18 protein-coding genes are annotated in these 24,472 nt (G+C 43.7%); 14 read left to right on the forward strand and 4 right to left on the reverse strand.

Annotation, left to right across the window (positions count from 1 at the left end):
- Positions 1-166: 166 nt before the first annotated feature.
- From D0T18_RS01715 to D0T18_RS01725, 3 genes are read right to left on the reverse strand one after another with little or no spacing between them, the layout of a single operon-like run.
- The gene (locus tag D0T18_RS01715; RefSeq protein ID WP_012913842.1) at positions 167-1,252 is read right to left on the reverse strand and encodes a ribonuclease H family protein; all 1,086 of its coding nucleotides are present in this window, start codon (positions 1,250-1,252) and stop codon (positions 167-169) included.
- A 35-nt stretch (positions 1,253-1,287) separates the two neighbouring features.
- On the reverse strand, positions 1,288-2,961 hold the full coding sequence (gene pgm / locus D0T18_RS01720; protein ID WP_004112076.1) for a phosphoglucomutase (alpha-D-glucose-1,6-bisphosphate-dependent): 1,674 nt from the start codon (positions 2,959-2,961) through the stop codon (positions 1,288-1,290).
- Between the two features lie 30 nt (positions 2,962-2,991).
- The gene (locus tag D0T18_RS01725) at positions 2,992-4,092 is read right to left on the reverse strand and encodes a diacylglycerol/lipid kinase family protein (protein ID WP_103013802.1); all 1,101 of its coding nucleotides are present in this window, start codon (positions 4,090-4,092) and stop codon (positions 2,992-2,994) included.
- Between the two features lie 381 nt (positions 4,093-4,473).
- On the opposite strand from D0T18_RS01725, the gene D0T18_RS01730 reads away from it, so the two are divergent.
- From D0T18_RS01730 to D0T18_RS01750, 5 genes are all read left to right on the forward strand, one after another.
- On the forward strand, positions 4,474-6,291 hold the full coding sequence (locus D0T18_RS01730) for a L,D-transpeptidase (RefSeq protein WP_116431919.1): 1,818 nt from the start codon (positions 4,474-4,476) through the stop codon (positions 6,289-6,291).
- Complete coding sequence (locus D0T18_RS01735; protein ID WP_064622129.1) at positions 6,288-7,772, forward strand: App1 family protein; 1,485 nt, start codon at positions 6,288-6,290, stop codon at positions 7,770-7,772. Before D0T18_RS01730 ends, D0T18_RS01735 begins: the two co-directional genes overlap by 4 nt.
- A gap of 89 nt (positions 7,773-7,861) precedes the next feature.
- Entirely contained in the window at positions 7,862-10,342 is a 2,481-nt protein-coding gene (locus D0T18_RS01740) for a S9 family peptidase (protein WP_116440353.1), read from the forward strand.
- A 182-nt stretch (positions 10,343-10,524) separates the two neighbouring features.
- The gene (locus tag D0T18_RS01745; protein ID WP_004110206.1) at positions 10,525-11,235 is read left to right on the forward strand and encodes a Crp/Fnr family transcriptional regulator; all 711 of its coding nucleotides are present in this window, start codon (positions 10,525-10,527) and stop codon (positions 11,233-11,235) included.
- Positions 11,236-11,293: 58 nt separating this feature from the next.
- Positions 11,294-13,615, forward strand: a complete 2,322-nt coding sequence (locus tag D0T18_RS01750; protein ID WP_103013804.1) for a transglycosylase domain-containing protein — start codon at positions 11,294-11,296, stop codon at positions 13,613-13,615.
- A 143-nt stretch (positions 13,616-13,758) separates the two neighbouring features.
- On the opposite strand, the gene D0T18_RS01755 is transcribed toward D0T18_RS01750, so the two are convergent.
- Positions 13,759-14,913 carry a quinone-dependent dihydroorotate dehydrogenase gene (locus D0T18_RS01755; protein ID WP_103013805.1) on the reverse strand — a complete coding sequence of 385 codons (1,155 nt, stop codon included), beginning with the start codon at positions 14,911-14,913 and terminating at the stop codon, positions 13,759-13,761.
- Positions 14,914-15,116: 203 nt separating this feature from the next.
- On the opposite strand from D0T18_RS01755, the gene D0T18_RS01760 reads away from it, so the two are divergent.
- The 9 genes from D0T18_RS01760 to fni all read left to right on the forward strand — a co-directional run bounded on the left by D0T18_RS01760 (position 15,117) and on the right by fni (position 24,372).
- The gene (locus D0T18_RS01760; RefSeq protein ID WP_064621441.1) at positions 15,117-15,974 is read left to right on the forward strand and encodes a DeoR/GlpR family DNA-binding transcription regulator; all 858 of its coding nucleotides are present in this window, start codon (positions 15,117-15,119) and stop codon (positions 15,972-15,974) included.
- Between the two features lie 530 nt (positions 15,975-16,504).
- Positions 16,505-17,059, forward strand: a complete 555-nt coding sequence (locus tag D0T18_RS01765; protein WP_103013806.1) for a peptidase — start codon at positions 16,505-16,507, stop codon at positions 17,057-17,059.
- Positions 17,060-17,471: 412 nt separating this feature from the next.
- A complete protein-coding gene (rpsF, locus tag D0T18_RS01770; RefSeq protein WP_004574062.1) occupies positions 17,472-17,768 on the forward strand; it encodes a 30S ribosomal protein S6 in 297 nt (98 codons plus the stop codon).
- A gap of 150 nt (positions 17,769-17,918) precedes the next feature.
- The gene (locus D0T18_RS01775; protein ID WP_004110230.1) at positions 17,919-18,500 is read left to right on the forward strand and encodes a single-stranded DNA-binding protein; all 582 of its coding nucleotides are present in this window, start codon (positions 17,919-17,921) and stop codon (positions 18,498-18,500) included.
- A gap of 135 nt (positions 18,501-18,635) precedes the next feature.
- The gene (gene rpsR, locus D0T18_RS01780; RefSeq protein ID WP_004105399.1) at positions 18,636-18,884 is read left to right on the forward strand and encodes a 30S ribosomal protein S18; all 249 of its coding nucleotides are present in this window, start codon (positions 18,636-18,638) and stop codon (positions 18,882-18,884) included.
- Between the two features lie 16 nt (positions 18,885-18,900).
- A complete protein-coding gene (rplI, locus tag D0T18_RS01785) occupies positions 18,901-19,347 on the forward strand; it encodes a 50S ribosomal protein L9 (RefSeq protein ID WP_004110231.1) in 447 nt (148 codons plus the stop codon).
- A gap of 270 nt (positions 19,348-19,617) precedes the next feature.
- The gene (mvk, locus tag D0T18_RS01790) at positions 19,618-20,790 is read left to right on the forward strand and encodes a mevalonate kinase (RefSeq protein WP_420870288.1); all 1,173 of its coding nucleotides are present in this window, start codon (positions 19,618-19,620) and stop codon (positions 20,788-20,790) included.
- Between the two features lie 135 nt (positions 20,791-20,925).
- Positions 20,926-22,023, forward strand: a complete 1,098-nt coding sequence (gene mvaD / locus D0T18_RS01795) for a diphosphomevalonate decarboxylase (protein ID WP_116440354.1) — start codon at positions 20,926-20,928, stop codon at positions 22,021-22,023.
- Between the two features lie 9 nt (positions 22,024-22,032).
- Positions 22,033-24,372, forward strand: coding sequence for a type 2 isopentenyl-diphosphate Delta-isomerase (gene fni, locus D0T18_RS01800; RefSeq protein WP_116440355.1), 2,340 nt, complete (start codon positions 22,033-22,035; stop codon positions 24,370-24,372).
- Positions 24,373-24,472: the final 100 nt, after the last annotated feature.

Consider the following 24,472-nt stretch of genomic DNA (forward strand, 5'->3'; position numbering starts at 1 on the left):
CTGCTTTCGCGCTCAAAGTGTAACGCGCGAAAGCAACTCGGAGCGTGAGCTTGCTCAAGTTGAAAGCACGGTGTGCTTTCAACGCAAGCTCAGTAGCGAGCGCGCCTAGACCGCGCGAGCGATCTACTACGTTTGGAGCTCAACGCCGAGCAAATTCCAAAGTAACCTATGAAAGGTAGAAGGCGGTTGGAGATAAATGCAAGGTGCCGTCTGGTTCTACGTAGCCGTTTACGTTGATTGTGCCGGAAATAAAGCGCGCTTCGCCGTTAAAACTTGGGCTTGTGTTTGGTGGTGGAGTAAATTGCAGCACGCCAGAAACACTTAATCCTTGAACTGGTTTAGATGCAGTTTGCGTAACATTTTGCTTTGTTTTTGGAACTTCTTGAACAATAGTTATAGCGTCTTGCTGGTGTGCGTCTTGCTGGTGTGCATCTTGTTCATTTTCTATTGATAGTGCATCTTTTTCGCTATTTTCTAACGTTTCACGCTTTGTTTCACGCGCTTGTTCGCGCGCTGATTCATTTGCAGATTCAGTTAGATCACTAGTGTTTTTACTATTTTGTGCAGAAAAATCAGGATTAATATCTTCGCCAACTGTGCGTTCAAGATGGTATTTTGCATGAGAAATTTTGCCGTCTAAAAGCATTTTCGCATCACTTGGCACATTCGTACCTTTTGCATATTCAGAAGCAAGAAGCGACTTCCAGCCTTCTAAAGGCAAGTATCCGTCCTTCAAACCATTTCGGCAATCTTCCGCATATCCGCGCGCTAATGTATCAACTTTTTCGTTTCCTTCGTTTCCTGCATGACCCTTAACCCACACGAATTTTACGGCGCCTTCGCGCTTAGTAATTTCCGCGTCGATTGCTCGAATCAGCTCGGCATTTTTAACAGGTTCATTTTTAGAGTTTTTCCAACCGTTCTTTTTCCATCCGTGAATCCACGTAGTTGCGCAGTTTATAGCGTATTGTGAATCACTTTCGATTGTGAGCGGCTCTCTTCCAGGATGTGCTCGTAAAGCTTCCAAAACCGCGCATAATTCGCCAATTTGATTTGTGCCATTAGTTGCGCCTCCAGCATCTGCATTGCCTGTGTGATGATGTTCGTTAGAGCTACCAGACTCGTCAATGTGATCTGCCCACGCCCAACCCATTGAACCATTTGGGTTTCCGAGCGCGGAACCGTCTGTTGAAACAACAATCATGACAAAACCTTTCAAAAATGCGCCGGCTGCAGATTGCAACCAGCGCAATTAGTAGATTTCTTTATTTACGGAAGATTATTACGTTACGCTAAAGCCTTGTCGACTACAGCAGTAGCTTCCTCAAGCACCTTGTCAAGTGCTTCTGGAGAAACGAAGGATTCTGCGTAAACCTTGTAAATATTCTCGGTACCAGATGGGCGAGCAGCGAACCAGTTGTTCTTCGTCGTCACCTTCAAGCCACCAATCTTTGCGCCGTTTCCAGGAGCTTCTGTAAGCTTTGCGGTAATATCTTCGCCGGCAAGCTTGGTTGCTTCCACGTCGTTGCCGCTCAAAGCTGCGAACTTCTGCTTCTGCTCAAGCGTGGTTGGGGTATCAACGCGCTTATACCAGCTTTCGCCAAAGCGCGCAACCTGATCCTGGTGAAGCTGAGCTGGGTTCTTGCCAGTCTTTGCAGTAATTTCCGCAGCGAGTAAATCAGGAATCAAACCATCCTTATCGGTGGTCCACACGCGACCATCTTTGCGCAAGAAGCTCATGCCGGAGCTTTCCTCGCCGCCGAAAGCAACTTCGCCGCTAAAGAGTGGGTCAACGAACCACTTGAATCCAACAGGAACTTCCACAAGCTTTGCGTTAATAGAAGCAGCTACGCGGTCAATCAAGGAAGAAGACACAAGCGTCTTGCCGATAGCAGTATTCTTTGGCCAATCCGGGCGAGCACCGCCGAACAAGTACTCCACGCACACCGCGATGTAATGGTTCGGGTTCATAACGCCCCAGTTCGGGCACACAATACCGTGACGGTCAGCATCTGGATCGGTGCCGCCAACCAAATCGTACTTATCCCAAGCGCCAGCGTTAAGCTGATCAACTAAGCCCTTCATTGCGTAAGGGGAGCTTGGATCCATACGAATCTTGCCATCGTGGTCAATAGTCATGAATCGCCAGGTTGGGTCAACTTCTGGACGCACAACGCCAATGTTCAGGCCGTACTTTTCGTTCATAAGTGGCCAGTAGTTTACGCTTGCGCCGCCGAGTGGGTCAATTCCCAAACGCACGCCGCTGGAACGAATCACGTCGAAGTCGATTACGTTTGCCAAATCGCTAACGTAGTGTTCGCGGTAATCGAAGCCTTCAACCAAATCAGACTTGATTGCTTCCTCGAAAGGTACGCGCTTTACGGACTTGTAATTGTCGAGCAATTCGTTTGCGCGAGCTGCAATTGCGTTAGTTACTTCTGCAGGTGCAGGGCCGCCTGTTACAGGATCGTACTTAAAACCACCGTCGGTTGGTGGGTTGTGTGAAGGAGTGACGACAATGCCGTCAGCCAAGCCGTCGCCGCTAAAACGCTGAGTGCCGTCGGCTGCGCGATTATGCGTCAAAATAGCTTGAGAAACAACAGGAGTTGGCACGAAATCTCCGCGAGAATCCACGCGAACGTGAACTCCGTTAGCAACCAAAACCTCAATAGCGGTTTTTTGAGCAGGCTCAGAAAGAGCGTGCGTATCGCGACCAATATAAAGAGGACCAGTTACGCCAGCTTTCTTGCGATATTCAGCAATAGCTTGCGTAATTGCCACAATATGAGCTTCGTTAAACGAAGTTTTTAAAGCAGAACCACGGTGACCGGACGTGCCGAAAATCACGCGCTGTTCTGGAATGTTGGAATTTGGAACTTCATCATAGTAAGCGCCAACCAAAGCGTCGACGTCGACTAGATCTTCTGGGGTGGCGGGCATTCCCGCATTTTTTGCTACCATAATTTTTTATTTTGCCACGGTGCTTGTATTTTATTTATTTTTTGGCACTCTTACGCACAATGCTTGCTTGTCAACAGTGAAGCGCAAATGTTTCGTATAGCCCAAAATGTCGCCGTCTACTTGCACTGGAGCAGATTTTTCTAATTGCACTTCTGCGCTAAAACCTTGCGTTTGGTCAATTCTTGAGCCTGCAGAAAGCGAATCCTGCTGGAGCGCGCGCCCTGTTAGCGTTTGGTGTATTACTCCTCGGAACAAATTAGCCCAACCAATTAAACCGCCCGAAGTGTCAATAATCTCAAAATCAAGCACACCATCGTCATATGCTGCTTCTGGCATAAGCGAAAACATAGGAATCTGACCGCAATTTCCAGCCATAAGTGTGCGGAAAGTCAATCCTTTTAGCACGCTTTCGTCGCCATTCGAACGCTGTAAGGTAACGGTTGCGCGATATTTTGGCATAAACAAATGCTTTACGCCAGAGACAAAATAAGCAAGCCAACTAATATTCTTTTTTAAGTTTGGATCAGTGTCGTCAATCATTAACGCGTCAAAACCAATGCCTGCAATAATTAAGAATGCGTGTCCATGATCTTCTTCTGGATTGTCGAGAATCGTTACGCGCCCAACGTCAACCTGCCTAGAGCCGTGAGAAGTTGCAACACGCAACGCAGCATCCACGTCGTTTACTGGAATTCCCATATTTCTAGCAAAAAGATTGCCAGTTCCAATAGGAATAATTCCCATCGCGTGACCTTTACCGCTTACTGCGCTCGCAACAGTACGAACCGTGCCATCTCCGCCTACTGCTACTACTACGTTAGCTCCGTTTGAAAGTGCTTCTAAAGCGCATTCGCGTCCATCTTTATCTAACTGTGTATCAATAATTTCGTAGGTTAAATTGCGTTCTTTGCAATAATTTTTAATACTTTCGCGATACGATTTCGCTTGTGGTTTTGAAGGATTAAGTATGAATGCGTAATGCACTGAGTCGCCATGTCGTTGAGCAAGTTTTTCTGCCAAATGATGACGTTTTAAAGCGCGCGAAACAATCATGATGACGAATGGAGCGAGTACAAGCGCGAATACAATCATCATAAGAGCAATAGTCGCTTGAATAGGCATAGTTGGCATACCTCCTATTCTTGCACATTATTTTTTCTACAATACTAAATTTTGCGGCATATTGCGAATATTTACGTTTTTTACACATTTGTATAGTATGTATTGTTTTTATAAATACCGTTTATTGCTTGTATTAGATGTTTATTAGTTACTCATCAGGTGTCGGCTAGTTGCTAGTTAATTGTGCATTTTGCTGCTTTTGCTTGTTCTTTGCTCGTTTTTCACGTGTATTATTCGCATTAATTCTGTACTAAATATTTAGTTAGTTATATAGCTAGTTATGTAACCAGTTATGCTCTCCTGCTTCGCTAATACTAATTTCGTGCGTCGCTAGTGGTAAACTGTGCAAGCGTATCTGTCGCATACAACTATTGAGCAGAGGTTTTGAATATGGCTGAATTACAGCAAAATTTTGAGGGAGATGAATCCCTCAATATTACACCTAGTAATATGCCTGATGATGCTAGTGACGATACTGTTGCTTTTATGCAGGTTCCTCAAAGTCATGTAGAAGATCAAATAGCTGATAATTCTGTTAATTATGAGGGAACTCTTGCTGATAATTTAGACGAAGTCGCCGATGAAGAAGATACTTCTGGAGACATTGTTGACGATATCGTTGAAGATATTGCCGGTAATAAGAAGAATGTGTTTGGTAATAATGCTGCATCTTATGGCATGTATGCAAATGCAACTCCTGCCGATTCAACTGCAACCGATTCATTTAGAGTAGTAGAGCCGAAAGCAAAGAAACATCGTACGAATCGTTCCGCAATGGCGTTGATGTATTCGCTTCTTATTTTTGTTATTTTGTTAGCAGCAGCATTTTTTGCACTTCATTTGTATTTCAACAATCGAGTTGCTCCAGGTGTTGATTTTGGTGATGCTTCTATTACGCGCAATCTCACTGGCTATCAGGAAGATTCTGTAAGCAAGACTGTTCAGAATGCTGTGGATCATAGCGAATTAGAAATTAGTGACGATCAAGGAAATAGTATTGATGCAGATTTGAGTCAGCTTGGTGTCAAGATTGATAAGAACGCAACTGTAAAAGCTATTATGAATGCTAAGCGAGATAATTTATTTACTCGTATTATGCCTTGGGTTCATCAAACTGTGAGCTTGAAAGCTGTACGTGATGATTCTGCTTTGGATTCGTACTTATTGCATAAGTTTATTCGTGAGAAGGATCGTGCTGTACCTTATAGTGCAGTTTTCGACAAGGATTCTGAATCTTACAAGGTAGAGGATGGCATACCTGGTCGCACTATAGAAACTATGTCTGTTCGTGAAGCAGTAAAAAAGTTAATTGCTTACCCTGGTAAAACAGTAAAAGTTTCTGTTACATCTCGACGCACTGACGCTCCTATTAAGCTTGATGCAGCGCAGAAACTTGTAAATGATTTAAATAAACTTCTTGAGAAAAAAATCACGTTTAATAACGGTGACGGTAAAGATTTTACGGTTCCAAAAGAAGCGATTGCGTCTTGGATCAGTATAAAAGCAGATACGACTCGCCGTAAGCTTTCTTACACAATTGATGCAGATAAAGCAGATTATTATTTGTCTCAAGTTCTTCCAAAAGAACTTAATCAGCAAAAAATTAATCAAGAAGATGCAATTGATAAAGAAGGTAGGTTTATTTTCACAACGCTTAAAGGTTCTAATGGTGTTGAAATTAACTATTCCAATAGTGTTGCGAAAAAGGCTGTAGAATCTTTGCGCAATGGCAATGATTTCAAGATGGCTGTTCCTGCGAAAATCACTAAGTTTACCGTTGAAAAGAAGCTTGTTGAAATGCGCATTGTTGTTGACAAAACAACCCAAACGGCTTCTGTTTATAAGAATGATGAACTTGTAAAAACATTCCCTGTTTGCACAGGTAAGCGCGGTGCTGATGATTCAGCTTCCGGCACATTCTTTATTTACTTGCGTTATGCTTCACAAGATATGCGCGGTAGGAACGGCGATGGCTCTCCTTACTTCTCTCCTGGAGTGCGTTGGGTTAGCTATTACCATGGTGGAGAAGGCTTCCACACTGCTTCTTGGAATTATAAGGGTATTGCAACTGGCGATGCTGCAAATCACGGCTCTCATGGTTGCATAAACATGTATGAGCAGGATGCTCGCTGGATTTTTGAAAATTGCCCACGTGGCACTATTGTACAAATTGTTGGCACGACTCCAGATGGTCCGGTACGCGAATGAGCGAATCTGTGGGTAACTCACTTAACAAAGATGAACGCGCCGAAGAACTTTTGCTTTCTGCGCGTTCTAATCTTGAGTGTGTGCAAAGTCCACAATCTACTCCGAAGTTAGCTGCGTCTAGACGAATTAGCAGCGCGCCAATTCCTGTGCATGTTACTGCAACATTGTTTGACACTCCGTCTAAAGCTGAGTGTATTGACAATAAGCCATTGCTTGTGCGTTTTGGTCGCAGGCTCGTTACGTCTATTGTCGGCATGTGGATGCGTCTTGCTGGTCGTGTTGCTCGTCGTCTTGGCTGGTTTCCAAGTGTTGAGCCATATATTGGGTATGGAACGCATAGATATGCTCGCTTGATTTGCAGAACTGTGTATGCTCCAAAGCTTGGTCATCATTCTGCTCTAAAACGCGGAATTTACGCGATGCTTGTTGTTCCTGCTGTGCGTGTGCGCGTGGCTTTGTCTATTGACGGTATTCCTGTAGAAACAGCTCAAATTGGCGATTCTGAAATATACGATAAGCCTGAAGGTTCGCGCGATGGTAGTGCAGAGTATTGTATTTCTGACCGTGCAGGGTATTTAGATTTAATTACTGAGCGCGCTTTAGAGCCTGGTCGTCACGTTGTTTCGTATTCTGTTAGTGACCGTGAGCCTGTAAAAGCGAGCTTGTTTGCTATTGACGCAAATGTTCCTGTTGGTGTTATTTCGGACGTTGACGACACTATTATGGTAACTCAAGCGCCTTCGCCAATTCGTGCTGCTTATAACTTGCTTATTATGAATCCTGCTCATCGTTCGCCAGTTACTGGAATGTCTGAGTTTTTCCAGTCTTTAGAGCGTTTACGTGACGATATTCCATTTTTCTATCTTTCTACTTCTCCGTGGAATGTTGAGGCTTCAATTCGTCACTTTATTGATCGCGAAAAGTTTCCTGAGGGTCCTCTTCTTCTTCGTGATTTGGATCCACGTCCTAAAACTTTTATCCCAAACGGACCGCAGCATAAATTAGAATTTGCAACTCAGCTTATGGATGATTTTCCGGGTATGCGTTTTGTGCTTATTGGCGATGATGGTCAAAAGGATCCTTTAACGTATGCGAATATTATTCGTAAGCATCCAGGTCGTGTGCTTGCAGTAGGTATTAGGCAATTGCGTAAGCATGCTACTGTTGAGGATTTTCGTCGTAAATTATCTCGTGATTTTGCGGTTGCTTTAAGTGCGTCTAAGCGTGCATATGTTTTTTCGGATGCTCTTGATACTACGTGTGAAGCTGCGCAAGAAATTCCTACTATGGCGATCGAAAAATTACATAATGCTAACGAGTTTTCTGGTGATATTGATGATTTTGATGATGCTCAAATGCGCATAATTGAAGCAGAAGGTGCTGTTGGTACTTTGCAAGGCGTGCCATTTTTTGCAGCTCCTCAAGGCAAAGATTTAGCTAAAGCAATGCTTCCGTTTATAGAGGAAGCGATTGCGAAATAGTATAAAATAATTGCAAAATAATTTTGTAATATTAAAGAATTGCAGAAAATATTTCGTTACTAATATATAAAAGCTGAAGAAAATACTTAATGAAAATTAAAAGAGGTGTAGCTATGAATAATCAAGATTTTGCAAAGCCAAAAGCGGCAGAACGCATACCGTCGACGCGTGAATTCCATGGCGACACTTATATAGACGAATATGCTTGGATGAAAGATCGCAATAATCCTAAGCTTATGGAATACATCAATAGTCAAAATGCTTATACTGAACAGCGTGTAAAGCACTTAGAAAACTTGCGTTCTACATTATTTGACGAGTTGCGCTCAAGAGTTCAAGAAACAGACATGTCTGTTCCTGTGCGCATGAATAATTACTGGTATTACGTGCGCACTGAAAAAGGCAAACAATACGCTGTGCAATGCCGTATGAAAGTCAAAAATAGTGACGATTGGAATCCGCCAACTATCGACAATTCTGCAAAACCTGGCACAACTGATGGTGAAGAAATTTTATTTGATGCAAACCTTGAATCTGAGCACTCTGGTGGCAAGTTCTTTAGAGTCGGTGGAATGGATTTGAGTACCGACGGTTTGAGAATGCTGTACGGTGTCGACACTCAAGGCGATGAACGCTTTAACTATTTTATTCGTGACTTTTCTACAAAAACATGTTCTTGGTTGCAGTTAGAAGAATCGTGGGAAAATCTTGCTTCTGCTTCACTTTCTCCAGATGGAAAATGGGTGTTTTATGTAAAGCTTGATGATGCTTGGCGTCCTTATCAAGTTTGGAGGCATAAGGTTGGCACTAGCGTTTCTAATGATGTAAAAGTTTTTGAAGAAACTGACGAGCGATTTTTTGTTGACGTGTATGAAAGTTTTGACGAACGATACATGATGATCAGCAGTAGTTCAAAGACTACGTCGCGCGTGCTTATGCTTCCTTTGAGCAATCCTGAAGGCGAATTCAGCATGGTTATTGAGCCGGTTGAGGGGGTGGAATACGATATTTCTTTCGCTTGCTTTGAGAATGCTGGCGAAAATGGTGAAGATATTCCAATTGCGATTGTGTGCCATAACGCTAAAAATCCTAATTTTGAAATTGACATTATTGATATGAGAGGAAATTCCGGCAAGTTTGATGAGCATATAACGTATAAGCTTTCGGATGGAGTATGTGTTGCGTCGGGTTCTCCTTATGGTTGCGAGCAGGGAGATGCTTGGCAACAAGGTGCTGGAAGTGAGCCTATTACAAAGCCTTATAATTCGCCTCAAAATCCTGAAATATTGCAAAATGCAGTTGGATTGAGCATAAGCGGATTGTCAATGTACAAAAATTATGTGGCACTAGCTTATCGTTCTCAAGGTTTGCCGCATTTGGCTGTAATGAGCAAGAAGCGCGCTGTTGAAGATTTTTTGCAAGCAAAACCGTGGCGTTTTTGCGAAGTGCGACCGCTTTCTTCCCAGCTTGCGAATCAATTTACGGATCAACTTTCTTCTCAACTTGCGGATCAAGCGCAAGCCGAACCACGTGCTGCGCTCGCAAATATTTCACAAGAAGAAATCAACAATAATCGCCTATTGAGTATTTCTATGACTGGAAATCCTTCGTACGAAGCTCCGCGTATGCGTTACGCTTTTGGTAGTTATGCGACTTTAGGTCAACTTCGCGAGTTGGATCCTTTAACAGGCGAAGATGTGTTGCTCAAGCAAGGTAAAATTTTAGGTGAATTTAATGAGCGCAATTATGCTGAAAAGCGCGTTTGGATTACTGCTCGAGATGGTGAGCGTGTGCCAGTGTCTCTTGTGTGGCGTCCGGATAAAATTTCTCAAACTGACTCAATGTTTATTACTGGTTATGGAGCGTATGAAGTTAGTTCAGACCCTACTTTTTCTGTCGGTCGCTTGAGTTTGCTGGATCGCGGCGTGTTATATGCGCAAGTGCATGTGCGAGGTGGCGGCGAAATGGGTCGTGCGTGGTATGAACAGGGTAGGCGCGTTAATAAAAAGCATACTTTTGAAGATTTTGTTGATGCCACGCGTGCTTTGCAAAATGCTGGTTTTGCTTCCGCTTGCCATACTGTTGCAAACGGTGGTTCAGCAGGAGGCTTGCTTATGGGTGCTATAGCAAATATGGCTCCGGAATGTTATGCAGGAATTGAAGCAGACGTGCCTTTTGTAGATGCCCTTACGTCTATGCTCGACTCTTCTTTGCCGCTTACTGTAACAGAGTGGGATGAGTGGGGCAATCCGCTCGATGATCCTGAAGCTTATGCTTATATGAAATCGTATACTCCTTACGAAAATGTGCCTTGCGTAAAAACGGAAGATGGTCGCAAAAAGTTAGCTGATTTTCCGAAAATCTTAATCACGTCCTCTATTCACGACACGCGCGTGCTTGTTACGGAACCTTTAAAATGGCTCGCTAAATTGCAAGCTTCTGGAGTTGACGCAATTGCTCGTATTGAAACTGACGGTGGTCACGGTGGCACTTCTGGCAGGTACAGGCAATGGCAGGAGTTAGCTTATGAAAACGCATGGTGCCTGCATGTTATGGGTATAAACAGTTAGTTGGAAGCGGCAGAAACTTTACTGCGTTGTAAAGTAAATGTCGTTTCCACGCCTTTCGTGATATCATGGGTCAAGTGATGTGCGTTTTTCGCTTGCGTTTTTCGTTTGCGTTTGTGCTCATTTACATACAGGTAGTTCAATGGAGATATCTACTTATTGCTTAATGAAGGGGTAGAGCAGCAATGGCAACACTCAACGTTGACAGCGATGAATTTTCACTGCAACATACCGCATTGTTTAAGCAAGTTCCAGCTGATCAAGTAAAAGAATTGATGCAGTATTTACAAGAATCAACATTTAAAAAAGGTTCTGCAATTTTTAATGAAGGCGATACTGACCATCGAATGTACTTGCTTGAGCGTGGAAGAGTAAAATTAGTTCGTCATTCAAACGACAATCGTGTGCAATTGTTAAGTATTCACACTCCTGGCGAAATTCTAGGCGAAATTCCCGTTTTTGACCCTAGCGGCGGTCCTCGTACAGCTTCAGCAATATCTATTACCAACAATACTAGAGTTTTATGGCTAGAAAATGACGTGTTATTCCATTGGTTAAACAATCACCCTAGTGTTGCAGTAGATATGCTTCAAGTGCTTGCAGCGCGCATGCGAGCAAATAATGAGCGAATTTCCGATTTAGTTTTTATGGATGTTCCTGCTCGTTTAGCAAAGACTTTGCTGAATTTAGCTTCAAGATTTGGTGAGCCTATGAGCGATGGCTTGCTTGTTCCGCATGATTTAACGCAAGAAGAGCTTGCGCAACTTGTTGGCTCGTCACGCGAAACAGTTAACAAAGCGCTTATGGATTTTGCAAACAGGGGTTGGATTATGCGCCAAGGCAGGTCAATTATTATCTACAAGCCTGGCATGCTTATTCGTCGAGCTGAACGTTAAAATGCGAATGTTTATGATGTCAGTTTTCAAGTAGAGGCAAACCTTTAAAATAGTACGCATGCCGAAAAAGAATTCACTGACTGTTCGCCGTGTGTTAGCACTGTTCCTTACCTACATCACTTTGTGTGTTGCAGGAGGTATTGCAGCAAGTATTATGTTTGTTCCTGGCGTAATGAGCGTGAATAGTGTAGTGAAAACAGTAGTGCCTTCACTTCGCGTTGACGGCATCGATTTTGATGTTACCGCGTTGCCGCAAAAATCGCGACTTTACGCTTCTGATGGCAAAACTATTATTGCAACTTTTTATGCTCAAAATCGCACTGTAGTGCCGCTTCGACGCATATCGCAATATATGCAGCGAGCAATGGTTGCTCGTGAAGACCGTCGATTCTTTGAGCATTCCGGCGTAGATATGCAAGGTGTTATTCGCGCATTCGTGCAAACATTCGTTAAAAAGGGAGATATGCAAGGTGGCTCTTCCTTAACTCAGCAATATGTAAAAAATGTGCTTATGATTAAAGCTCGCGAAAATAACGATCCTTTAGCTGAGTATCACGCTTCTGAAGGCACTATTGCACGTAAATTACGCGAAATGCTTATTGCAATTCAAATGGAGAAAAAATACTCTAAACTTGAGATTTTGCAGGGATATTTAAATATTGCGCAGTTCGGTAGCAATAATATTTACGGCGTAGAAACTGCAGCTCATCGCTACTTCAATACGAGTGCTGCAAAACTTAATCTTGTGCAATCGGCAACTATTGCTGCAATTACAAAGAATCCTTCGCGTTACGATCCTTCTATTGAAGCAAATCAGCCTGAAGCGCAAAAGCAGCGCAATATTGTGCTTGATTTAATGCTTCGTCAAGGTTTTATTACTAAGAGCGAGCATGATTCCGCTGTTGCTATTCCTCTTAAAAGCACTCTTAACATACAGAGGGAAGTCTCTAAGATTGGATGCCAGGCTGCAGGAGATGCAGCATTCTTCTGCGATTATGTGACGAAGAAAATTTTGCACTCTCGCGAGTTTGGTAAAACTGCTGCCATGCGCGAGAAGTTGCTTACTGAGGGTGGTCTTGATATTTACACAACTATGGATTTGCGTGCTAGTAAGGCTGCTATGAAAGCTGCTAGGGATACGATTCCTGTAAATGATAAGAGCGGTTTTGAGGTTTCAATTGCGGCAATTAAGCCTGGAACTGGTGAAGTTTTGGCGTTTGGTAGCAATCGTATTTATGATGCTACGGATGCTGCAAAATCAGATCCTACGCATACGGCTTTGAACTACGCTGTCGATGAACGAGATGGTGGCGGTCTCGGTTGGCAAATTGGTTCTACTTGGAAGCCAATTAATATGGTTGCGTGGATGCTTGCTGGAAAGTCAATTAATCAGCCTCTTCGCACTTCTATGCTTTATAATAATGCTGATTTTAATTGCAGCAAATTCCGCGGAGTTGGTAGTTGGTCAGTTCAAAACTCTGGTGGTGGCACAACTAATCCGGAAACTCCTTTGCAAGGTCTTGTGCGCTCGCATAACACCACTCAGGCTTCTATGGCTCAGCAAATTAAGCTGTGTTCAATCGCGGATGCTGCTCGCATACTTGGCTACCACAATTCGCCTCTTGGTCAGGAAAGCGTGTATTCTGCTAACTCGCTTAATCCGCCTATGACGATTGGTTCTGTGCAAGCTTCGCCTTTAACTGTGGCGAATGTGTATGCAACTATTGGTGCTGATGGCGTGGCATGTGATCCTATTGCTATTAAGCGAGTTGTTGACAAAAACGGTAAGCGTTTGAAAGTTCCTAGTGCGCATTGCCATCAAGCAATTCCAAAGGGAATCGCTCAAACTGCTGCTTATGCGCTGAATCAGGGTGTTGTGCAACCTGGTGGCGAGGCTTCAACTACACAACTTGATGGCGGTCGCAAGACTTTCGCAAAAACTGGTACTAACGAGCAGTACTACATGACTACAGCTGGTTTTGTGCCGTATCAAGTTGCTTCGTTTGTGGCAGTTGGTAACGCTGAATCACAGAAAAGCTTTAATGGCATGACTATTAACGGTCGCACAATGGCAGCTTGGTACGGTATGTATATTGCAACCCCAGCGTGGAAACAGTTTATGAACGACTATTTGAAAGCTGCTAACATTCCTGTTGACAACGATTATGGCAAGCCTGATCCAAAGTATACTGCCGGTGGAACTCTGCCCGGCACGCCTAAAAATACTGTTAAAACTGATCAGCAGAAGCGAGATGAAGACGCCAGAAAGCAGGCAGCACAAGAACAGCAGGAAGAAGCTAAGACGCAAAAGAACACGCAAGATCAGTACGGCACTGCTCGCCGCGACGACTATGGTGATTCAGAAACTGATAATTACTAAATGGTATTTGTTAACTCGTAATTGCTAGTTAACTTACTAAATACTAAGTTGTTTTGTGCTGTTCCTTATACAAATAAACCCTTACTTATGCTACTTGATTGTGAGCAAAGTAAGGGTCATTTTTAGCGCAAATACGCACTGTGCTAGTTCAAATCCGCACCAACTGCGTCTGCAACATGCTCAAAGCCGTCGCGCTTCAAAAGATCCGCAAGTCCGCGTTTCAGCGTCGTAATTTGTTGCGGTCCTCTGTACATAAGTGACGTAATAAACATAACCAAGTCAGCGCCTGAGCGAATCTTCTCATATGCTTGCTTTGGCGTAAATACTCCGCCAATGCCTGCAATAGCAAAACGTTCACCAAAAGCTTTGCGCGTGCGTCGAATAAGATCGTTGCTTGCGCTGTAGGTAGGACCTCCAGAAAGTGCTCCTTGCCAATCTTCCGGAACATCAAGTCCTGCGCGATTCTTTTGCAAGTTTGCAATACTTACTCCGTCAACTTTATGTTCGGCAAGTACGTCAAGCAGAGATTTGAACTGTTCCCAACCGCCGTGTAAATTAAGCGGCATCTTAACTAACGTTGGCTGAGGTCGCTTAATAGTGTCAAGATCAGTGAATAATTTGTCAAGTGCTTCCGGCTGACTAAATGGTTCACCCACACGCGTGTTCGGGCATGAAATATTTACTTCAATTATTGAGCTTTTTCCGGCTGCACGTTCCATAGAAATATGGTAGTCTTCAATTCCTTCTTCCAAGTCGCCAACTAAGTCGTCGTTTGTGCGCGCAATAGAAATAGACATATTCATAGATGTTGCGTGCGTCCAAGCTTTCTCGGCTCGTGCAACAACGGCTTCGCTGCCATCGTTTGCTAGTCCTGCGTGTACAAGAATAGAGTCATATTCTGGAAGGCGATGATACCAAGGTTTTTGATTTCCTTCGCATGGTCGGCTTGTGGTAGAGCCAACTGTTTCAAATCCAAAGCCGGCGTTGTCTAGCACGGTTGCCATTTGGCAATTTTTATCTAGTCCTGCACTTAAGCCAAACGGGTTTGCAAAATTCACACCCATAACGTTAGTTTCTAGCACCGGGTCTGTGTAGTTAAGCATTTCGCGAAGAAGCCACATTAACCCAGGAGTGCGCTCGCTAAATTTGCAAAAATTAATCATGCGATCATGCGCTTCGTCTGGAGGAATGTTAAAAACGAAATGCGGTTTAATAATGTGTTTGTATGAGAATGTAAAAAGGTCTGTCGTTGTTTTATTGACGACATTGTGCAATGAGTGTTCAGAAACGTAATACATATTTATATAGTAGGGCATTATTGTTATATACGCCATTCCTTAGTGTATTTTGTGCGTTTTCTTCCTTAGTACGCGTTCGTTTTTGTGCGATTTTTCACAAAACCTGCTTTACTTGACAACAAAATGTGCGTTCTTTTCGTTTTAATGCCCTGAAACGCTCAATTACGTTTGTTTTTTGCGTTTACGTGTGCGATAATGTTCGTATGATTTCTTCACAGCGTCAACATTTGATTTTAAGTCGTCTCCGTACGCGCGGTGCTGTTCGCATTACTGCGCTTTCTAAAGAACTGAACGTTTCTGCTATGACGGTTCGCAGGGATATCGCAGAGCTTTCGGATCGTGGGCTTTTAAAGCGCGTTCACGGCGGTGCTGTAACGACTAATACTCTGCTTTCGGAGCCGCTGTTTTCTGTAAAGTCGCAAATGGACATTGGTTTGAAGGATGCGATTGCGCGTTTGGCTGTGGACTATGTTTCTCCTGGGGATGTGATTGCTATTGGCGGCGGTACCACTGCTTATGTGTTTGCGCAGCATTTGCTCGAGTCTCGCAGGGCTTCTGGCATTACGATTTTGACTAATTCGATTCCTGTTGCGGAGCTTGTGCAAGCTTTAGAGTCGAAGGATGTCGAGGTTATTGTTACCGGCGGCGTGATTACGCGTTCCAATTCGCTTGTTGGGCCTATTGCAGATAAAGTTGTTGCTTCTCTTCGTGTGAATACCGTTTTTCTTGGCACGCATTCTGTGTCTCTTCCTCGCGGATTCCTTATGCCAAATTCTTTGGAAGCTGCTACTGATATGGCGTTAATGGATATTGCGGATCGCACGATTATTTTGACGGATCATACTAAATGGAGTTGTACGTCGCTTTCGCTATTTGCTCGTTTTGATCAGGTTGATACTGTTATTACCGACGATGGTTTGGATGCTGATTCTCAGCTTCGCACGCGTGAGCTTGTAAAGGATTTGGTTTTGGCACCTGTTATTGACGAGCGAGATGTTCTTGATGCATCTAATGGTGACGATTTAGCGAATTCTGAAGATTCTGACGATTTGCTTGATTAGTATTTTGCAAGTATTTTTGCAAAGTTTGATTTTGCGCGCTGATGATTTTAATGCCCGAGTGAGTTATTTACTCGGGCATTTTGTTCTTGCTGTTTGGTTTGGTTTCAAGTGTGCCGATGTTTAAACAAATTTTGCTATGTTTAAATAAAGCGTGCCGATGGTTAAATATTGCGTTTTTTGTTGTTTTATAAGGCTGTTAGAGAAATCACAAAACTCAAACCTTAAAGAAAGCTGAAAAAATGTTAAAAAAATCCAGTATATGGCGTGTCGTGTAATTTTTATCAAAAAATACAGAAAAATGCCGTAAATATTTCTGCTTTTTAATGAATATAACGAATATTTATCAAGATTTTTTGTATTTTTGATGCTGAGAAACCTGAATTTTAGTGTTGAGTTTTCTGAGAGCTTGCGGTAAGTTTTAACTCAGTTACCGGTTGAATCCCTAGTTCACTGGTACGAGCGGGAAACCGCAAATGGCAAATTTTTCTTCGCATACCCTAGTGCGAAGGAGAAGAAGAAAGGAAAATATTATGTTGAATAAGAAGGCTATCGCCGCATTCGCTGCTGGCGCCACCCTCCTCTCTGGTTTCGCTTTTGCTGTCCCAGCAATGGCTGAGGCTCCTGCTGCTCCTGCAGCTCCTGCAGCTCCTGCAGCTCCTGCTGCTCCTGCAGCTCCTGCAGCTCCTGCTGAACCTACTTATAATAAGTCATTCTATAAGACTGAAGACGCTGGAGAGCTTGATGCTCGTTTGGCTAAGGAGAAGGCTGATAAGGAAGCTAAGGCTAAGGCTGAAGACGAGAATGATAAGTATGAGCATTCTCCATTTGGCAATAAGGACATGGATTACGCGAAGTGTGTGAAGCTTTACGGTAAGGATTCTCTCGAGTGCAAGGCTGTCGCTGACTACCTCAAGCGTCATGGTCAGAAGGTTGATGACAAGGCTAACGACAAGAAGTCTGATAAGAAGTCTGAAGCTAAGAAGGCTGCTCCATTGGCTAAGACCGGTGCTGCTGTAGCTTTGGCTGCTGTTGCTGCTTCTGTGCTTGCTGGCATGGGTGCTGCTCTTCGCAAGATCCGTCACTAAGCTGAAATCTGATTCAGTGATGAATCATTTGGGCTTTAGCTTATTGGTTGATCGTTGAGTCGGTTTTTCTGTGAATTACTTAGTCTAGTGTGCTGAAAGGTGCGCTAGACTAAGTTTTTTTATGACAATTTTGTGCTCTGCACGCTCGTGTTCACGTCTTCGTCCTCTTTTTACGCAACTGTAAAGTTTCTGTCGTTATTTGCTGGTTTCGCGGCTTTTTCTTTACGCTGCTGTAAAGTTTCTGCCGCCTGACACCATCGTTTAAGCGCGTAACTCTCGTCGTCACGAGCGTGCTGTAAAATAGCAAAGTTGTGTGCGGTTTTGGTGCTTATCATCAAACATATCGCGCATATTTTGCAAACACACTCCTGCTGTGGAAGGTCCACAGCCGATAGTCCGAAGGAGGTGGGTGATGTCTGCACATAAGTATGAACTGATGTTCATTGCAAATCCTGAGCTGGATGAGCACGGTCTTAAGAAGTTGACCGAGCAGTATCTTGAGCTTGTCACCAACGAGGGCGGTTCCGTTGACGGCACCGATTACTGGGGTCGCCGCAAGTTTGCCTACGAAATTGAAGGCAAAACCGAAGGTAACTACGTTGTGGTGAACTACACTGCCGAGCCATCTGTAAGTGACGAACTTGACCGTGTTTTGAACCTTAATGAATCTGTAATCCGCACGAAGATTCTTCGCAAGGACGCTAAGTAAAAACTAGCAAAACTAAGTAAGCTCTAGTGAATTAAATAAAAACTAGTTAAGCTAAATAAATACGTAAACAACCGCGCATAAGTTGCGCACAAAATTGCCAGTAATCACTGATATGTGATTACGAGTAAAGCGAGAAAGAAAAGGCACGATATGGCAGGTGAAACAATTATTACCGTCGTGGGAAATCTCACTTCGGATCCTGAATTAAGGGCACTTTCCAACGGTGCTTCTGTTGCGAGCTTTACCATTGCATCCACACCTAGAACGTTTAATCGTAATACGAATCAGTTCGAGGATGGGCCTGCATTATTTATGCGTTGCTCAGCGTGGAGAGACTTGGCAGAACATTGTGCAAACAGCCTTTCTAAAGGCACGCGCGTGATTGCTCAAGGCAGGTTGTCGCAGCGTTCGTATCAAGCGCAAGACGGCTCGAATCGCACAGTTGTTGAACTTACGGTTGACGAAATTGGTCCATCTTTGCGTTATGCAACTGCGCAAGTTAACCGCCAAAGCTCTTCAACAGGTTTTGCTGGTGGCTCGCGCGCATCAAATGCTGCTGGCGCAGGTTATGCTGGCGGAGCAAATTATGCTGCTAGCCAGGCTGCTTCTCAGCATGCCGCAAATTCTTCAGCGGCTGATCCGTGGAGTGCTGCTGCGCCAACAAACGATAGTTTTTCAACTTTCGGTGCCAATTCTGATTTTGGCGGCGATTCTGAAGAACCTGAGTTCTAGCGTTTTAGTTGAGCTATAGATAGCGTATTTATTTGTTTATTTATGCACTTATTTACGCGCTTACTTAATCCTTATAAATACATCATCAGTTACATGTTATGCAAAAAGCATAACGGATTTGAGAGAGGACATCTTATGTCACGCAAAAGGCCGCAACCACCGGTCAAGCCTTTCAAGAAGAAGCCAAATCCTTTGAAGGCTGCCAAGATTACTGAAATTGATTATAAAGACGTTGCTTTGCTGCGCAAGTTCGTTTCTGACCGCGGCAAGATTCGTTCCCGTCGTATCACCGGCGTAACCGTGCAGGAACAGCGCAAGATCGCGAAGGCAGTGAAGAATGCTCGCGAAATGGCTTTGCTTCCTTACGCCACTACCGGTCGCTGATTGAGAGGATAGGAATATGGCTGAAACCAAGGTTATTCTTACCAAGACTGTTGCCAACCTCGGTCACTCTGGTGACGTTGTTGAAGTTAAGGCTGGCTATGCTCGCAACTACCTGATTCCTCAGGGTCTTGCTTTTGCATGGAACAAGGGTGCTGCTTCCCAGATTGAAGCAATGCGTCGCGCTCGTCTTGCCAAGGCTGTTGCCACTCGTGAAGAGGCAGTTGCAGCTAAGGCTCAGATTGAAGGCACCGTTGTGGAGCTTTCTGCTAAGGTTTCCGAATCCGGCAAGCTTTTCGGTGGCATTTCTGCCGAGAAGATTGCTGCCGCTTTGGCTTCCAAGGCTCAAGTTGAGGCTCGCGCAATTAAGGTTGCTACTATTAAGACCACTGGTGAGTTCCCAGCAACAGTAACGTTGCATCCGGAAATCACTGCTTCCTTCACTGTTAAGGTTGTGGCTGAGTAAGTAGCTTTGTGAATTTTACAAAACATGTTGCAACAAGCAGATTCTTGCTTTTAGTGGTTTCTTGCTTGTAATACATGTGGATTGAACTTAAGCATTAGCTCTGCGTTTGCGTTGTATTGAGTTTTCTCATTGCGATGCTGCGCAGAGTTTTTTTATGCTGCAATATTTTGAAAATGTGAATGTGTTGTAAGTGTCACGTGCGTAACGTAGTTTTTTAAGTTTTACTCGACTAAATTAGAACAGTTGGAAAATTGCGAAATTATAAAGGAGATGCAAACTGTGCTGGAAAGCAAATATGAACTGGCCGACGAGTTTAGTAAGAACGCAAAAGCGCAAGATGCCAGCATATCTGCTATTCGCAATGACGAAGAGTATGCTTGTAAAAATTCCGTAAGCGCAAATCTTGAAAACGCAATAAAATACAGCAATCACAAAGGTTATGGCGAAACTTGCGCGAAGGTTATTCTTTTTGGCGAACATTCCGTGGTTTATGGCCATTCTGCAATAGCTTTGCCGCTTAAAAACTTGCGTATGCGCGCTGTTGTAACTAGTTGCAATGAATCTTTAGCACCTGCTTCGTGTAAATCTTTATCTTCTGCATCACGCGAATCTTTAGCATCTACGACGAATCTCGATTCACATATAACTCTTTCGTGCCTTGACTTTACTGGCAAACTTTCCGAAATTCCTACGCGCTTTAATAGCATACGAACAGCAATTCGCGCGTCGCTAGAGTTTGCAGGGTGGAGCGGTGAGAATTTGCACATTTTTACCGAGTCTGATTTTCCAGCAGAACGAGGTCTTGGCTCGTCTGCGGCTGCTGCTGGTGCTATAATTCGTGCGATTCTTGACTATTATGGCGTTTCAGCTAGCGATGATGAGATTTTTAAGTTGACGCAGACTGCTGAGTGCGTGGCTCACGGACGTTCTTCAGGCTTGGATGCCACTGCAACCGCTGCTTCCTGGCCTGTGCGTTTTAGTCGTGGCTGTTTTGAACGCATGGAAATTAACATGCGTGCGTGGCTTGTTTTGGCGGATTCTGGATGCAAAGGAATGACTCGCGAAACAGTTGAAGCTTTGCGTTCTCGTTTAGAATCGAATCCTGTTGAAGTTGGAGCGCAACTCAATAAATTGGGGGAGATTGCGGCTGTTGCAGAAGATGATTTGGCGTTTGGTCGTATTGAAAATATGGGTAAGCAAATGACTTTCGCACACCGTATTTTGGCGGATTTGGGCGTAAGTACTGCGAAACTTGACACTTTGGTAGATGCTGCTTGCAAACATGGCGCGTTGGGTGCAAAACTTACTGGCGGAGGTGGTGGAGGATGTGTCATTGCGCTGGCTGATAGTGAGGATGCTGCTAAGCGAGTGAGTGAAGCTTTTAAAAATGCAGGAGCTTGCGATACGTGGATTGTGAATATAGGTGATTCTGCAATAAATTGAATCTTATTTTTACTTGAAATGTAGCATAAACTTTACAGTTATTTAAAGAAAAGAAGCTTGTGCGCACTGTTTTGCTAAAACATTGACTAGCACATTAACAAACGAGAATTACGTATCTGCCGCAAAAGGAACAGTATGCAAAATGTTGAAATTCAGCCAAAAATAACGTTTGACGCTAATCTTTCACCCAACTCAGCTTTTGCTAAAGCAAACGCGAATATTGCGCTGATTAAGTATTGGGGTAAGCGCGATGAAAAGCTGATTTTGCCTTATACTTCCTCGCTTTCGCTCACCCTTTCGGATTTGTTTACAACTACAAGCGTAAGTTTTGTGAATAATCTTGAACAAGATACTTTTACTTTAGATAATGAAAAGATTTCGCCGTCTGCAAAAACTTTTCGTCGCGTAGTAGCTATGCTCGATTTGGTGCGTGAAATTGCAGGAATTTCAACGAAAGCAAGCGTTATTTCGCATAATATTGTGCCAACTGCTGCCGGTCTTGCATCGAGCGCGTCTGGTTTTGCAGCTCTTGCGTCTGCTGCCTCGTACGCTGCTGGATTAAACCTAACTCCACGAGAACTTTCTAGACTTGCAAGACGTGGTTCTGGTTCAGCTTGTCGTTCGATTTTTGGAGGACTTTCAATTTGGCATGCAGGCTGCGACGACGAAACGTCTTACGCAGAGCCTATTGAAAACGCACAAGTTACGCTTAAAAATTTAAACCTTGCTATGATTGTTGTTACTTTGGACGATAGCAAAAAGCCGATTTCTAGCCGAGAAGCGATGCGCAGAACGGTTGAAACTTCGCCAACGTATATGCAATGGGTTGAGCAGTCGAAAGACGACCTTGAAATTGCTAAAAACGCAATTAAGCAAGCAGATATTGAGCAATTGGGTGAGGTTGTTGAACGCAATGCTTTTGGAATGCACGAAACTATGCATAATGCTGTTCCGTCGGTGAATTATTTAACTAGCAGCACGCATATTGTGCTTGAAGCGGTTAAAAATATGCGAAAAGATGGTTGGCTGGTGTGGTCTACGATGGATGCTGGTCCAAATGTGAAGGTGCTTACTTCTGGAGATGATGCTTATCGTGCGATGTGTCAGTTGCGCTCGCGAGTTGAGAATGGTTTACGTAATTCTAGCGTTTTTTGTAATACAGAATATTGCGAGCCGAAATTTGCGATTGCGCTGCCAGGTGACGCTGTGACGGTGAGTACGAGTTTAAAATAGGCGGATAATATGACTCAAGTGCGCTCTAGTGCCCCAGGAAAGCTTTATATTGCTGGCGAGTATGCTGTTGTTGACGGCTGTGCTGCAATTGTTGCTGCTGTTAATCGTTATGTAACAGTTAGCATAAGTGATGAAACCTTAAACGAAGAGTTACGCGAAAATTTGCAGAAAAATGCGCCTAGCAACAGAAATTATTGTGGTGTAATTACCTCAGATGGTGAAAAATATGAACCACTTCTTTGGGCGCGTGCATCCGACGGAAGTATTGAAATACAAAACGACGGAAAATATGCTTATGTGCTCGCTGCAATGTGCGTAGTCGACGCTTATGCTAGTGAGAGATGTGCGCCAAATATTAACCGAAAAAGTTACAATGTGCATATTTCTAGCGAACTTGATGATGCAAAAACTGGTAGAAAATACGGTCTTGGATCTTCTGCTGCCGTAACTGTTGCAGTTATTCGTGCGTTGTGCAAATGGTATGGTTTGAATCTTTCGACTCCAGAAATTTGCAAGCTAGCGTTGATTGCGTCGTCGAGTGTTAAAAAATCCGGAAGCGGTGGAGATGTTGCTGCCAGCTCTTATGGCGGTTGGATTATGTATCGCGCGTATAGCCGAGAGTGGCTTGAAGCTGAGCTGACGCTAGTAAAATCCGGATGCTCTGATTTCGATGAGTTGTTGCACAAAAAGTGGCCACGACTGGAAGTTAAGCGTTTAAATGCAGATAAGTCGCTAAAACTTTTAGTCGGGTGGACTGGTTCTCCTGCGTCTAGCGCAAAGCTAGTAAGTAGCGTAGAAAGTAGCGTTAAAACTAGTGCTGAAGGTAGTACGGAAAGTAGCGTCGAAACTAGTGCTTTTGACAATAAAAATCAACTTTTTACTTACGAAGATTTTTGCAAACAAAGTGAGATTTGCGTGCAAAAACTTGCGCGCGCAATTGAAAAGTTTGAAATAAGCGAAATTTCTAGCGGTTTTGCTCAAAATCGTGCGTTGTTACAAAAATTAAGTGCTCTTACTGGAACTGTTATCGAAACGCATGAACTTACAAAATTTATTGAAATTGCGACTTGTGCCGGTATTCCTGCAAAAACTAGCGGCGCAGGCGGGGGAGATTGTGCAATTGCGCTGTCGACAATTTACGACAATAATGTAATTGAAACTATGAAATCTACTTGGGAAGCCAATGGAATAAAGCCATTGAATATTGATGTTACGGAAATTTTTGGAACTGGTAAGCCTTCTGAAAATATTGTATTAGACGCGTTTGCTAAGAGTCGCGAACCTAATGCACAATCTGCTCAATCTTGCACAATACAAAACCGCAAAGACGCGCATATTGCGCTTGCGGACAAGCAGTATAAAACTCGTGCAGATTCAGATTTTGACAAAGTGCGTTTTGTGCCGAATGCTTTGCCACAAGTTGCGCTTGAAGAAATTGACGCTAGCGTGAACGTGCTAGGAAGCGAAGTATGCGATTCTGTGCATTGGTGCTCGCCGATATATATTAACGCAATGACCGGCGGAAGTGATGCTGCTAAAAAAGTGAATGCAAGTCTTGCTAGAGTTGCTGCAAAAAATTCTGTTGCTATGGCGAGTGGATCTTTGAGTGCTGCTCTTCGAGACGAAACTTTACTCAGCACTTTCAGTGTCATAAGAAGCGAAAATCCACATGGATTTGTGATGGCAAATGTTAGCGCTGGAACTAGCGCGTCTGATGCATTGCGTGCTGTAAACATGATTCATGCGAATGCGTTACAAGTGCATTTAAATGCTGCACAAGAGTTGGTTATGCAAGAAGGAGATCGCGATTTTCGAAATTGGTTGTGCAATATTGAGTCTATTGTCAGTGCGTGCGAAGCACTAAGCGTGCCTGTGATTGTGAAGGAAACTGGATGCGGAATTTCTGCTAAAGATGTTCATCGTCTTAAAGATGTTGGAGTGCGCACTGTAGATGTGTCTGGTCGTGGCGGAACTAATTTTGTAACAATAGAGAATGCTCGCAGGAACTTAGGCGACTGTGATTATTTGGCTGATTGGGGTCTTACTACTGTTGAGTCGCTGGTTGACATACGCAAGTGTGATTCGTTAAAAAATATGGAAGTTTTCGCAAGTGGAGGAGTTCGCACGCCTTTGGATGTTGTGCGTGCGTTGGCTTTGGGTGCTTCTGCAGTTGGTGTCGCTGGCGAGTTTTTGCATACGCTTATGCATGAAGGTGAGGATGCGCTTTCTTTGCAAATTGATAACTGGAAGAAGCAAATTAGGGTGATTATGGCTCTTCTTGGATGCAAGACAGTCAAGGATTTACAAGAAAAGACTGAGTTTGTGCGCGCGGATTGTCTTGGTAAGTGATATACTTGTGTAGTTGTGCGTTCAAGCGTGCTTATTTGTTTATGCAATGTGCGTAAGTAATTTGCGTAAGTAGTTCGTGTGTTTGAATGACGCAAGACTT

Source organism: Gardnerella swidsinskii, from assembly GCF_003397705.1.
GTDB lineage: Bacteria > Actinomycetota > Actinomycetes > Actinomycetales > Bifidobacteriaceae > Bifidobacterium > Bifidobacterium swidsinskii.

Coding starts and splice junctions, on each gene's coding strand:
- fni (WP_116440355.1), top strand. CDS start 22,033: ATGACTCAAGTGCGCTCTAGTGCCCCAGGAAAGCTTTATATTGCTGGC.
- D0T18_RS01745 (WP_004110206.1), top strand. CDS start 10,525: ATGGCAACACTCAACGTTGACAGCGATGAATTTTCACTGCAACATACC.
- mvk (WP_420870288.1), top strand. CDS start 19,618: ATGCAAACTGTGCTGGAAAGCAAATATGAACTGGCCGACGAGTTTAGT.
- rpsF (WP_004574062.1), top strand. CDS start 17,472: ATGTCTGCACATAAGTATGAACTGATGTTCATTGCAAATCCTGAGCTG.
- pgm (WP_004112076.1), bottom strand. CDS start 2,961: ATGGTAGCAAAAAATGCGGGAATGCCCGCCACCCCAGAAGATCTAGTC.
- D0T18_RS01725 (WP_103013802.1), bottom strand. CDS start 4,092: ATGCCAACTATGCCTATTCAAGCGACTATTGCTCTTATGATGATTGTA.
- D0T18_RS01735 (WP_064622129.1), top strand. CDS start 6,288: ATGAGCGAATCTGTGGGTAACTCACTTAACAAAGATGAACGCGCCGAA.
- D0T18_RS01760 (WP_064621441.1), top strand. CDS start 15,117: ATGATTTCTTCACAGCGTCAACATTTGATTTTAAGTCGTCTCCGTACG.
- D0T18_RS01775 (WP_004110230.1), top strand. CDS start 17,919: ATGGCAGGTGAAACAATTATTACCGTCGTGGGAAATCTCACTTCGGAT.
- D0T18_RS01755 (WP_103013805.1), bottom strand. CDS start 14,913: ATGTATTACGTTTCTGAACACTCATTGCACAATGTCGTCAATAAAACA.
- D0T18_RS01740 (WP_116440353.1), top strand. CDS start 7,862: ATGAAAATTAAAAGAGGTGTAGCTATGAATAATCAAGATTTTGCAAAG.
- rpsR (WP_004105399.1), top strand. CDS start 18,636: ATGTCACGCAAAAGGCCGCAACCACCGGTCAAGCCTTTCAAGAAGAAG.
- D0T18_RS01730 (WP_116431919.1), top strand. CDS start 4,474: ATGGCTGAATTACAGCAAAATTTTGAGGGAGATGAATCCCTCAATATT.
- rplI (WP_004110231.1), top strand. CDS start 18,901: ATGGCTGAAACCAAGGTTATTCTTACCAAGACTGTTGCCAACCTCGGT.
- mvaD (WP_116440354.1), top strand. CDS start 20,926: ATGCAAAATGTTGAAATTCAGCCAAAAATAACGTTTGACGCTAATCTT.
- D0T18_RS01765 (WP_103013806.1), top strand. CDS start 16,505: ATGTTGAATAAGAAGGCTATCGCCGCATTCGCTGCTGGCGCCACCCTC.
- D0T18_RS01750 (WP_103013804.1), top strand. CDS start 11,294: ATGCCGAAAAAGAATTCACTGACTGTTCGCCGTGTGTTAGCACTGTTC.